This is a genomic window from Accumulibacter sp., from assembly GCF_023806565.1.
Classification (GTDB): domain Bacteria; phylum Pseudomonadota; class Gammaproteobacteria; order Burkholderiales; family Rhodocyclaceae; genus Accumulibacter.
Window position 1 is genome coordinate 1 of sequence record NZ_JAMTDV010000113.1, and the last position, 11,245, is coordinate 11,245.

Annotated in this window: 8 protein-coding genes; 5 read left to right on the forward strand and 3 right to left on the reverse strand. The window is 67.0% G+C overall.

The genetic code is table 11. From position 1 onward, the window contains the following. Both NFV80_RS12355 and recB read right to left on the reverse strand, forming a co-directional pair. On the reverse strand, positions 1 to 937 hold a 937-nt coding region (locus NFV80_RS12355; RefSeq protein ID WP_295328119.1), incomplete at its 3' end, for an AAA family ATPase. After that, complete coding sequence (gene recB, locus NFV80_RS12360; protein WP_296758838.1) at positions 934 to 4,656, reverse strand: exodeoxyribonuclease V subunit beta; 3,723 nt, start codon at positions 4,654 to 4,656, stop codon at positions 934 to 936. The genes NFV80_RS12355 and recB, both read right to left, overlap by 4 nt. 365 nt (positions 4,657 to 5,021) lie before the next feature. On the opposite strand from recB, the gene NFV80_RS12365 reads away from it, so the two are divergent. Next, complete coding sequence (locus NFV80_RS12365) at positions 5,022 to 5,681, forward strand: hypothetical protein (protein ID WP_295328115.1); 660 nt, start codon at positions 5,022 to 5,024, stop codon at positions 5,679 to 5,681. Positions 5,682 to 5,749: 68 nt separating this feature from the next. On the opposite strand, the gene recC is transcribed toward NFV80_RS12365, so the two are convergent. Next, the gene (recC, locus tag NFV80_RS12370; protein ID WP_295328106.1) at positions 5,750 to 9,088 is read right to left on the reverse strand and encodes an exodeoxyribonuclease V subunit gamma; all 3,339 of its coding nucleotides are present in this window, start codon (positions 9,086 to 9,088) and stop codon (positions 5,750 to 5,752) included. On the opposite strand from recC, the gene NFV80_RS12375 reads away from it, so the two are divergent. The 4 genes from NFV80_RS12375 to NFV80_RS12390 form a co-directional block, all read left to right on the forward strand. Continuing rightward, the gene (locus NFV80_RS12375; protein WP_295328101.1) at positions 9,087 to 9,299 is read left to right on the forward strand and encodes a hypothetical protein; all 213 of its coding nucleotides are present in this window, start codon (positions 9,087 to 9,089) and stop codon (positions 9,297 to 9,299) included. The two genes, recC and NFV80_RS12375, sit on opposite strands and share 2 nt — an antisense overlap. A gap of 20 nt (positions 9,300 to 9,319) precedes the next feature. Continuing rightward, positions 9,320 to 9,559: an RNA chaperone Hfq gene (hfq, locus tag NFV80_RS12380; RefSeq protein ID WP_295328097.1), complete on the forward strand. Its 240-nt coding sequence runs from the start codon at positions 9,320 to 9,322 to the stop codon at positions 9,557 to 9,559. An 87-nt stretch (positions 9,560 to 9,646) separates the two neighbouring features. Then, the gene (hflX, locus tag NFV80_RS12385; RefSeq protein ID WP_295328095.1) at positions 9,647 to 10,828 is read left to right on the forward strand and encodes a GTPase HflX; all 1,182 of its coding nucleotides are present in this window, start codon (positions 9,647 to 9,649) and stop codon (positions 10,826 to 10,828) included. Positions 10,829 to 10,848: 20 nt separating this feature from the next. Continuing rightward, the coding region (locus NFV80_RS12390) for a protease modulator HflK N-terminal domain-containing protein (RefSeq protein WP_296758843.1) at positions 10,849 to 11,245 on the forward strand (397 nt) is incomplete at its 3' end.

Consider the following 11,245-nt stretch of genomic DNA (forward strand, 5'->3'; position numbering starts at 1 on the left):
CGCCGGCTTCGACGGCTGCGAGCTGGTCCTTGTCGCCCAGCAGGATCAGGCGGGCGGCGGGCGGTACCGCCTCGCACAGCCGGCAAGCCAGCGCGAGATCGAGCATCGACGCTTCGTCGACGATCAGCGCGTCGATCGGCAACGGGTTTTCCGCATGGTGCCGAAAGCGACCGGTTTCCGGGGTGACGCCGAGCAAGCGGTGCAGCGTGTGCGACTCGTTCGGCAGCAGCGCCCGCAGCTCTGCCGGCAGGCTGGCGGCACGCCGGCGCAGCGCTTCGAGCATGCGCGCCGCGGCCTTGCCGGTGGGAGCAGCGAGCGCGATGCGCAAGTGCGGGTTCTCGGTCAGCAGGCACGCGAGCAGCGCGACGACGGTGGTGGTCTTGCCGGTTCCCGGACCACCGCTGATGATCGTCAACCGGCCGCGCCAGGCGAGCGCAACCGCCAGCTTCTGCCAGTCGGGACGGGCGCCGTCTCGCTGCGAATTTCCGGCGAAGAGCTGATCGAGCTGCTGCCGCGCCGCTTCGCCCGGTGCGGCCGGGAGCGGTGCGCAGCGCCGCCGGAGATTCGCCGCCAGGCGAAGCTCGCAGGCAAAATGACGGTAGAGGTAGATGCGACCGTCGTCATCGATGAGCAGCGGCAGTGCGCGCGGCTCGCTTGCCACCGCCACCATGTGGCTGGCGAGCAGGCGCCGAAGCACTTCGCCCGGCGAGTGATCGGCGTGCGCTGCTGCGAGATCGTCGAAGCGCGTGCAGACGTGACCGTCCTGCGTCGCCAGGCTGGCGTTGCGCGCAGCCGTCGCCACGATGGCAAGACTGTCTGCGGGCGCTCCCGCCTGTCTGGCCCAGTCGACGACATGGCGCGCAAACCCTTCGGCGAGGTCATCGGCTGCGCTCGTGGCGGCCGGTCTGGTCGCCGAGGAAGCGGTGCGCGAGTTCATGCGACAGCGGCGCGGGTTCCCGCCAGCAACGCGTCGAGCGAGGCGATGGTGCCCGCGCTCGGCCGGTGATGGTAGATGCCGCAGGCGATCGATTCTCCGTCGGCAGCCACCATCCGCCAGGCGGGGCGGACGCCGCGCACGAAGAGGTAGAGGACGCCGCCGAAATCGCGCTCGTAATCGTAATCGGGGATGCGCCGGCGCAGGTAGCGGTGCAGGGCGACCGTGTAGATCAGGTACTGCAGGTGGTAGCCGTGCTCCGCCATCGCGGCCGCGATCGGTGCGCAATCGTAGTCGGCAGACGTGTAGCCGAGATGGTTCGACTTCCAGTCGAGAACGTAGTAGCGGTCGGCGTGACAGAAGACCAAGTCGATGAAGCCCTTGAGGTACCCCGCCAGCGGCGGGAAGCCGAGTCTCGGCATGGCGTAACCGTGCTTCTGCAGCCAGCCGTTGAGCACTTTCGGAGTGATTTCTCCGGTGGACAGGTGGAAGCCGAGCTCCACCAGCCGCCCCCGGCGTCCCAGCGCGCCGAGGACGATGCCGCCCGGCAGCGTCGTCGCCAGCACGTCGTCGAGCAGGCGACGCAGCATTCGTGCCAGGCGCCTGTCGGCTTCAGTTGCCGGCAGACCCGGCAGTGCCTGTGGGTGGGCGGCGAGCACGCGCGCGATCGCATCCGGCCAGCCGTCCGGATCGGTGAAGTCGATTGCTTCGAACAGCGCGTGCAGACAATCGCCGGCGGCCGCTCCGCGCGGAAAGTGCAGGATGTCGTCGGCTGCCAGTTCGCCTGCGCTGTCTTCGCTGCGCGCCGCTGACATCGGCGAGCGTTCGCCGCGGCCGTCGTGATCGCAGGCCGCGGCTTCGTGCCCGGCGCCGTGTTGCAGGCTGCTGAAGCTCGCGAGCTGCCAGCCGGGCGGCAGCCTGCCGGGTGGAGCCAGCGCCGCGAGGCTGTCGGCGGCCAGCGCGTCGCGAGCGAGCGGGGTGGCTGCTGCGCTGGGCAGATCGGCAAGGGACAACTGCGGAGCCGCCGCATCGGCGAGCGCCTGCCAGGCATTCTCGATGGTGGCAGGCGGCAGATCGTGAACTCGCCACTCGGAGTAGCCGAGGTTGCGGCCGGCAACCAGCCAGTTGAGCAGGCTGCGCGTACCCTGGGTCAGCGAGCGCCGGCCGAAGTTCGCAGTGGCGTAACAGCCGGCCACCAGGTAGCAGCGGTACACGGCTCTGGTCAGCGCGACGTAGAGCAGGCGCATCTGCTCGGCGTCCTTCTCCTGCTGCTGCCGCGCCTTGATTTCCGCCGCTTCGCCCGCTTCCACTTCGGGCCGGAAGTCGATCACCGGCCGACCATCGTCGTCATGGTATTCGCTGCCCTCGAGCTTGCGCTCGGGCGACGGTCGTCCGTCCCAAAGCAGCGGACAGAACACGACTCCGTATTCGAGTCCCTTGGCGCGATGGATGGTGACGATCTGCACCAGCTTGCGATCCGATTCGAGACGCAACTGGGCGACCTCGTCGGTGCCACCTTCTCGCCGTCTGCCGGTGAACCAGTGCAGCAGCGCGTCCGGGGCGGGATGCTCGACGGCGGCCTGCTGCAACAGCTCGCCGAGATGCAGCAGGTTGGTCATTCGCCGTTCGCCGTCACCGCGCGCGAGCAGGCGCCGAGCCACCGACTCGCCATCCAGCCAATTGCGGAACATCACGCCGAATCCACGGCGCAGCCACGTTTCATGGTAGGCATGGAAACGTGACAGGACCTGCAGCAGCGCCACTTCGTCGGCGGCCAGCGCGGCTATGGCGGTGGCGTCGTGGCCAAGCAACTCGGTGGCCAGGGCCGCGTAGAGCAGCGCCGGGCGGCCCGGTTCGACGATGGCTACGAGCACACGTTCGAGTTCCTCGGCGTCGGAGGAGTGGAAAATGCTCTGTTGCGAAAGCTCGACGCAGCCAACGCCGACCTGCTGCAGCGCTTCGCGCGTCAGCCGGCCGTGCGCATGGCTCTTGACCAGGATGGCGATGTCACCGGGCGCCAGCGGACGCTCGCCGATCGTCACCCGGCCCGCCTGCGCATCGCGCAGCAGACGCGCCACCTCGCCGGCGGTGGCACGCAGTGCCTCGCCGATCGCTTGCGCGCGCAGCAGATACTCGCCGTCCCGCTTCGGCAGGCGCCAGATGCGCAGCGCCGACGGGTCGCCATCGCTGTGGTCGGCGAATGGCGGGCGCGGTCGGTCGCCGCGGGTCACCGTCTGGTAGCGCAGACCGGGGAGGAGGAAGGCGTTCGCGTTGATCGTGAACAGGGCATTGCAGGCCTCGATCAAAGCCGCCGTCGAGCGCTGGTTGTGGCGCAGCGTGTAAGGTGCGTCGGCCTGGCGGCGAGCGGTGAGATAGGTGTGCAGATCGGCGTTGCGGAAGCTGTAGATCGCCTGCTTGGGATCGCCGACGAGAAACAGCGGACCGCCTGCCGAGCTGCCGGCGGCACCGTAGATGCGCTCGAAAATTGCCCACTGCAGCGGGTCGGTGTCCTGGAATTCGTCGATCAGGGCAACCGGAAAGCGGCTGCGCAGGGCAGCTGCAAGCCACGGCAGGTCGCTGGCGGCGAGCGCCGCAGCAAGGTTGTGCAGCATGTCGTCGAACGAGATGACGCGCTGTTGACGCTTCTGCTGGCGCAGCGCCGCCGCGGCTTCGTCGAACATGCGGCGCAGGAGGAACAGGCGCTCGGTGCGCAGTCGGCGCTCGGCAGCGGCATGGCTTGCCAGCAGATCGCGGGCGGCGTCGAAGAAGGGGTGCGACGGCGGCGTCTGCCCCTTTTTCTTTCTGTGCTCCATGAATTCGCACGAAAACAGCTGCGCCTTGCTGGCCGCGGCGTCGGGGGCAGGAAACGGATTGCCACTGGCCAGCCACCGGGTCCACGCGGCGGCGGCGAGGTGCACCGCGTCGGCATGGTAGGTGATGGCGTTGAGCGCGCCGATGCCAGCGAGCAGCGTCGCGGTCGGTGCGGCGCCATCGCTCCCCCAGAGCTGGCGGGCGCGTGCGAACGCCGCTGCGCGATCGGCGACCGCGGATTCCACCGCTGCACTCGCCATTTCCTCTGGCCAGCGCAGTCGCGAGCAGGGTTTCGCCAACTGACGTCCGAGGATCTCGGCCCAGTGCTCGGGCGAATCGCCCTGTTGCAGCAGGTAGTCGGCGAGTGCCGGCGAGATCTCCCCGCCCGCCACGCGCCGCCGCCAGAAGTCGCTGACCGCCTCCAGGCGCAGCGACTGGTCATCGTGCAGCAGTTCGAGGGAGAACGGCAACCCTGCGGCAAATGGGGTGTCGGACAGCGCGCGCTGGCAGAAACCGTGAATGGTGAACACCGCGGCTTCGTCGAAGGCATGCAGCGCAGCGTCGAGGCGAGCAACGATGCAGCGGCGATCGACGCCGGCATTGGCTTCCATCGTCGCGACCAGGCGCGTGACAAAGGGGTCGCTGACGACTTTACGGTGCCGCAGATGCGTCAAAACCTCGACGATCCGGCTGCGCAGGCGCTCGCGCAGCTCGGCGGTCGCCGCGTTGGTGAAGGTGACGACGAGGATCTGCTGGACTTCGAGGTTCAGTTCCAGCAGCAGCCGCAGGTAGAGCCCGCAGATGTTCCACGTCTTGCCGGTTCCCGCCGAAGCCTCGATCAGGCGCAGACCGTCTAACGGGCAGGCGAAGACATCGAGCTCGATCGATTCTGCCGGGGTGACCGCGCTCATTGCTGGTGGCAGACGACTCGGCGCGACGCGCGCTGGGAGGCCACAGGCGGCCAGTCTGACGGGATAATGCGTGCGAATGGATGCGAGCGTTGCGGGAGCGGGGCGTGGCGAGTAGCATCCATTGGGCAGCCGCATTGAATCTGGCATCGGGAAAGGCATCATGCCAGAAATGGCGGCAGGGCCTGAAGGTTTTCGTATCTCGCGGCATCGATCCCGACTGCTGGCGGCGCCAGCAAGCGATTCCGGCGACCCGTGATCGCCGCCAGCCGGCTTCTCGCCGGCGAGAAGAGTTGGCGGGGCTGCAGAGCGAAATCGAAGGGCTTTCCCTGGCTGTGCTAACGGATTTTCTGCTCGAAAGGATTGTGATGATGGGCAAATCCAGCAAATTCTTGGGCGGTTTCTTGCTCGCTGCTTTCGCACCGCTCGTGGTTCGGGCACAGCTGCCCGCGGTGGCCGAACTGCCGGCACCAAAGGTAGGCGAGGTATGGAAGTACCGAATCACGGACGTGTTGACTGGCGTCGAGCTCTCGCATTTCGCGGAAGAACTGGTCGAGATACGGGGGGACCGCCTTGTCTTCCGCAGACCCGCCGGCGAAGCCGCGGCAAGGACCGTCTATTTCGGGCGATCGCTCGCCGCGTGCCAGCGCCTGCGTGAAGGCGAGGCAGAAATGTGCGATGGGCAACTGACTTTTCCGATGCGGGTTGGCAACAAGAGCAGTTACGACAATCGCCCCTGGCGTGACGGAGACGGGGTGAACTCGGCAGAATGCGAGGTCAAGGCCATGGACAAGGTGACTGTACCGGCGGGTACGTTCGACGCTTTCCGCGTTGAATGCGAAGGAGCCTGGCAGCGAATGTCCGAACTGCAGAAGGCATGGGTCAATTCCGGCCGGATCGAGGAGAGCTACTGGTACGCGCCGAGCGTCAACAACGTGGTGAAGTCGACCTATGTCATGTACGGCGGGAAAAAGGGCGGAATCTACCGGAAGACTCAGACCGAGCTGACCGAGTTCGTGGCGAAGTGACCGATTGACGGCGGTCGTCGCCACTCTCGGAAGATCTTTCGCCGGTGCCATCGGCGCGGTCGGCACGGTCAGTTTGGTAAGGCTTCGAGATGCTCCAGCAGGGGTCCGAAGACGGTTCGCGCGCAGTGCTCGAACTCCGCGTCGAGCGGGTCGTCGACGCCACGCAGGGCAAGCTGGAATGCCGGATCGGCTTCCTCCCCCCGGGCCGGGTTATGCTGGTTGTGCCAGTGCTGGCGGGCGGCGGTCAGCTTGCCTCCGTGCTCGACGTACGCCCAGGCGCTTCTCGGGAAAAAGTGCAGCGGCTGTGACAGGCCGCGACGGTAGAGGGCGACCAGCGCGGCAAGGTGGGTGCGGGCCGCGGCCGCTTCGCAGGGTCGCAGACGGAAGCCACCGTCACGCGCGTGCCAGTAGGTCTCCAGACGGACCGCCGGCGGCGCTGCGGCGCAAAGGACGAGATGGCTGATCCAGCCGGCGAGTCGATCGGCTGCGCGCACTTCGTCGTAGCGATAGCGCAGCAGACCGGTCGGACGCAGGTCGCCAAGCACGCCGACGAGTTGCCATGGCTCGCCGGCGAGCGGGCAGTCGAAAGCGGCGTGCACCGGCGGCAGCGGCGGGATTGCGAGTTGCGGTGCGAGCTCGTCGGCAAATCCCTGTAGCCGAGCCAGCTCCTCGTCGATCAGGCGTTCGCCGAGCCGGCCGGCCGGATACTCGTTGCCGGCCAGTGCCAGCTCCCGGACCTGTGCTTGCGGCCGGCCGGCGAGCAGCAGCGGCAGGATGCGTTGCGCGAACGCCCGGCGGCCGCGATAGTCGGCGAGGAAAGGCTCGTCGTCGAGCAGTTCTTCGTCGGCGACGCTGAGCGCCAGATTGAGCCGCCGGCGCAGCAGTACGCGGCAGGGGTTGCGGAAAAACTGCAGCAACTGATCGATGCTCACCTGACGCCACTCGGCGGCCGGCGGGGCGAGCGGGCGGGTGAAGAAGGGGAGACTGGCTTCGCGCATTGCTTCGTCGCCGCTTTCCTCGGTCTCGCGCAGCACGTCGCCGCTCGTCGCTGCACTGGCGGTGAGGCCATGCTGCAGTGCGCGGCAGTACTCGGCATGAAAGCTGCGCCGGCGAACATCGCTGCCGGCCAGAAAGTATTCAGCCGAGAAAGGTTGCAGGGGATGTTCGACGGTCAGCCGCTGTCTGGCGACGGCGATGCTGGCCGGGTCGTCCGGGGCGGTCGCGCAGGCGGCCGCCAGGTAGTCGAGCAGTTCGGCGAGGAGGACTGACGGTGGCAGCGGGCTGTTGTCGCGGATGCTGCGGCCGCTGTAGCTCAGGTACAGGCGCTGCCTCGCCGCCAGCACGAGGTCGAGGAACAGATTGCGCTCGTCGAGGCGACGCTGGCGATCGCCACGCTGTGGCCGCAAGGCCATCAGGTCGAATTCGCTCGGTCGATCGGCGCTCGGAAACGCGCCGTCGTTCATGCCGAGCAGGCAGATCGTCCGATAGGGCAGCGAACGCAGGCTGGGGAGCGAGGAAAAAGTGACGCCGCCCGCGGGTGCTCCCCCTCGCCCGGGGTCGTCGAGCAGGGTGGTCAGCGCGCTGTGCACCACGCTCAGCGGCAGCGGCACGTGCACTTTTCCCTGCCGCATGTTGCCGTGCAGTTCGTCGATTGCCGCGCGCAGGGTGCGCGCCTCGTCGACGAGATCGTCGCTGGTTTCGGTGAAGCGTGCCAGCGCGTCGTGAATGGATAGCTGCCAGGCGCTGGCGTTGCGCGCATGCGACCAGTCCTCGCGCAACTCCTCCAGCGCTCGCAGGAAGCGCCAGAAGCGACCGAGGACGGTGGCCTCGCCACCTTCCGGATTGCCAGCGGCGATGCGTCCGGCGACGACGCTGTCGCGCGCAGTCGGTTCGTCGCCGAGCGCGTAGGCGAGGAACAGGCGATGCAGGCCGTCGGCGAAGCTGTGGCGATCATTGGGCGGGAGGTTTCGGCGGCCATGTTCGCCCGCGTCGAGTCCCCAGCGGATGCCGGCAGTTCGAATCCAGTCGCGGATCAGGTCGAGGTCGTCGGGGCGCAAGCCGAACTTTGTGGCGACCGGCGGTTGTTGCAGCAGCGCGAAGACGGCGCTGGCCGGGAAGCGGCTGGCACACAGTCGGAACAGGCTGTCCAGCACGCGCGCGAGCGGATTGACCCGGGTCTGCGGCAGACCGGAGATGGCGTAGGGAATGCGGCGGTCGGCGGGGGCGGTTCCGAACACCGCATCGATCAGAGGCGCGGCGGCCTGCAGGTCGGGCAGCAGGACCAGGATCTGATCGGCAGTCGGCGGCGCGGCGGCGGCGAACTGGGACAGCAGCTGGTCGTGCAGCACTTCGAGTTCGCGTGTCAGCGAATGGCAGACATGCACTTCGATGCTGCGATCGTCCGCCGCCAGATCGACGCTGCCCGGTTCGACTTCGCGCAATTCGAGGATGGCGTTCTGGACCTCGGCCAGCAGCGTGTTGCCGTCCGCCGGCGCAAAGCTGCTGTCCTCTTCGATGGCCTCGCCGCTGTCCGAGAACAGCAGTTCGATGTGCGCCTGCGTCTGCTTTCCCCAGGCGGCGAGCAAGGCATTGCCGACCTCGTGATGCGCGTCGCGCCGGCGCGCTGCCAGATAGCCGAGCCGCCTGCGGTCGACGATTTCGAACCAGTACTCCTGGCAGGGGTTGAGGGCATAGACGCGAATATCGATCCAGCGCGAGAGCTGGCGCAGGATGTCGAGATAGAGCGGCGGCAGCGCCGGCAGGCAGAATACGCTGGCGCTTGCCGGCAGACCGGCCAGCCGTGGCGCGCGCTCCGCGTGCGTCTCGATCTTCCGCAGAAACGCCGTCGCCGGGTGCTCGCGCCCGATGCCGAGATCACGCGTGACGCGTCGCCAGACGGCGGCTTGCCAGTCCTCGTCTGCTGCGGTGCCGGCATCGCGGCCGGCGATGTCGGCGCGTCTGCCCTCGGTCCAGGCAGTCAGCCATTGCGGTCGGTACGTGATGTAGTGTTCGAGCAACCGAGCGCTGCGCTCTGCCAGATCGAGGCGCATCAGCGGGTCGGCATCGCGCAGGTAGCGGACCAGGCGCGGCTGTTCGCCGATAAAGTCGTGGTCGCCTAAAATCTCGAACAGGCGCCACGCCAGCACGCTCGGCGAAAAGGGCGAGCGCTCGCTAATTTCGATGAGCTGCCCGATTTGCGCCCATAGCCATTGCCCAAGAAAGGAAAAGTCGACATTTGCGCAGATCCCGTAGCGGTCGGCGCAGGCGAGCTCGATGCGGCGCCGCACCGCCGTGCTCGGAACGATCACCTGCTGCGCGGCGAAGGGTGCGCAGCTTTCGCCTGCGAGTTGCTCGAGCAGTTGGTCGAGCAGGAATTCGAAGCGGTTCGCGAGGGTAAGCCGAAACATGATCGATGCGGGGCAGCGGGTGGACAGCGATTATCGCATTTGGCGGCGAGCGCTGCGGGTGGGCAAGGCGGCGCAGGACGAGGAAGTCCCTCGACGCATGCAGCCTGCGATCGAGAATTTTCTCGTGATGCCGCCACTGACCGCGGGATTTTGCAAGCTTGATGTGGCAAACGGCAGCAAAATCAATTATCCTCGTGTCCCCAGAACATAATCAAAGATGGAGTTTGCAGGATGACCAACAAAGGGCAACTACTACAAGACCCGTTTCTCAACACTTTGCGGCGCGAGCGCGTGCCGGTGTCGATCTATCTGGTGAACGGCATCAAGCTGCAGGGCCAGATCGACTCCTTCGACCAGTACGTCGTCCTGCTCAAGAACTCGGTTACGCAGATGGTCTACAAGCACGCGATTTCGACGGTCGTTCCGTCCCGTCCGATCACCATTCAGCAGGACAGCGACAGCGACGCGTGAGGCAGTGCACGCCAGGCGCACTGCGCGGCAGGCGTTTTCCCTCGTCCGACGGTACCGTCTTGCGACAGTTTCCCCTGGTTCATCGGCATGGCTGAAGGCGCCGCCTCGGCAGAACGGGCGGTCATCGTGCAGCTCGATTTCGGCAGTGCGGACCTCGCCGATCAACTGGAAGAAGTTCGTCTGCTCACGCGATCGGCGGGCGCCGAGGTCTGCGCGGTGGTACAGGGGCGTCGGCACAGCCCGGATGCAGCGACCTATGCCGGCAAAGGCAAGGTGGAGGAGATTTCGGCCGAGGTCGCCGCGCACGAGGCCGATCTCGTCATCTTCAATCACGATCTGACCGCCGGACAGGAGCGCAACCTGGAACGTGCGCTACATTGTCGCGTCATCGACCGGACCAGCCTGATCCTGGACATCTTCGCGCAGCGCGCACAGAGCTCCGAGGGCAAGTTGCAGGTCGAACTCGCACAACTCGAGCATCTTGCCACTCGCCTGGTGCGCGGCTGGACTCACCTGGAACGGCAGAAGGGCGGTATCGGTCTGCGTGGCCCGGGGGAAACCCAGCTCGAAACGGACCGTCGACTGCTCGGTATTCGAGTCCGGCTGCTCAAGGAACGCCTGGTCAGACTCGAGCGCCAGCGCGGCGTGCAGCGCAAGGCGCGCGGACGTGGCGAGCTGCTGAACGTCTCCCTGGTCGGCTACACCAACGCCGGCAAGTCGACGCTGTTCAATGCCCTCACCCATGCCGGGGTATTTGCCGCCGATCAACTGTTTGCCACGCTGGACACGACGACGCGCAAGCTCTGGCTGCCCGAGGCCGGCCACATCGTGCTCTCCGATACGGTGGGTTTCATCCGTGATCTGCCGCACTCGCTGGTCGCCGCCTTCCACGCCACGCTCGAAGCGACGGCCGCAGCGGACGTCCTGCTGCACGTCGTCGATTCGGCGAGTCCGGCCCGCGACGAGCAGATCGCCGATGTGAACAAGGTGCTGGCAGAGATCGGTGCCGCCGACGTGCCGCAACTGACGGTGCTCAACAAGCTCGATCTCACCGGCCTGCCGCCGGCGGTCGAGCGGGACGAATATGGTAGAATCTCGCGCGTTCGCGTCAGCGCCCGTTCCGGTGAAGGTCTGCCGCTGCTGCGCGAGGCGCTCGCCGAGTTGGCCCGGACGAAGCTTCGGGACTCGCGCGAGCGGCGCGAGCGGGCAGCGGGCCTCGCCCCTTCGCAGCACGGCGACGGGATTCTTGACGCAGATGGTTCCCCATGATTTTTAGCCTTGGAGTATTTATGTCGCTCAATGACCCGCAGTGGGGCAATCGCGGCAACGATGGCGGCGGTGGCCGACGCCCCAGCCAGGGGCCACCCGACCTGGAACAGTTGTGGCGCGATCTCAATCGCCGACTGTCGGGAATTTTCGACCGGAAGCGTGCGGACGGTGGTGGCGATCAGGGTGGTGACCGCGGCGGCGACCGTCCTCCCTTCCAGTTCAACATGCGTTTTCTTGGCGGCGGCATCGGCCTGCTGCTGGTGCTGGTCGTCGTCGTCTGGCTGGCGAGCGGTTTCTACATCGTGGACGCGTCGCAAAGGGGCGTCGTTCTCCAGTTCGGACGCTACAAGGAGAGCACCGATCCGGGGCTGCGCTGGCGCTTGCCGTACCCGATCCAGGCGCACGAACTGGTCAATG

Excerpts from the sequence above, each read along its gene's own strand:
- hfq (WP_295328097.1), top strand. The coding sequence starts at position 9,320 with ATGACCAACAAAGGGCAACTACTACAAGACCCGTTTCTCAACACTTTG.
- NFV80_RS12365 (WP_295328115.1), top strand. The coding sequence starts at position 5,022 with ATGATGGGCAAATCCAGCAAATTCTTGGGCGGTTTCTTGCTCGCTGCT.
- recB (WP_296758838.1), bottom strand. The coding sequence starts at position 4,656 with ATGAGCGCGGTCACCCCGGCAGAATCGATCGAGCTCGATGTCTTCGCC.
- NFV80_RS12375 (WP_295328101.1), top strand. The coding sequence starts at position 9,087 with ATGATCGATGCGGGGCAGCGGGTGGACAGCGATTATCGCATTTGGCGG.
- hflX (WP_295328095.1), top strand. The coding sequence starts at position 9,647 with ATGGCTGAAGGCGCCGCCTCGGCAGAACGGGCGGTCATCGTGCAGCTC.
- recC (WP_295328106.1), bottom strand. The coding sequence starts at position 9,088 with ATGTTTCGGCTTACCCTCGCGAACCGCTTCGAATTCCTGCTCGACCAA.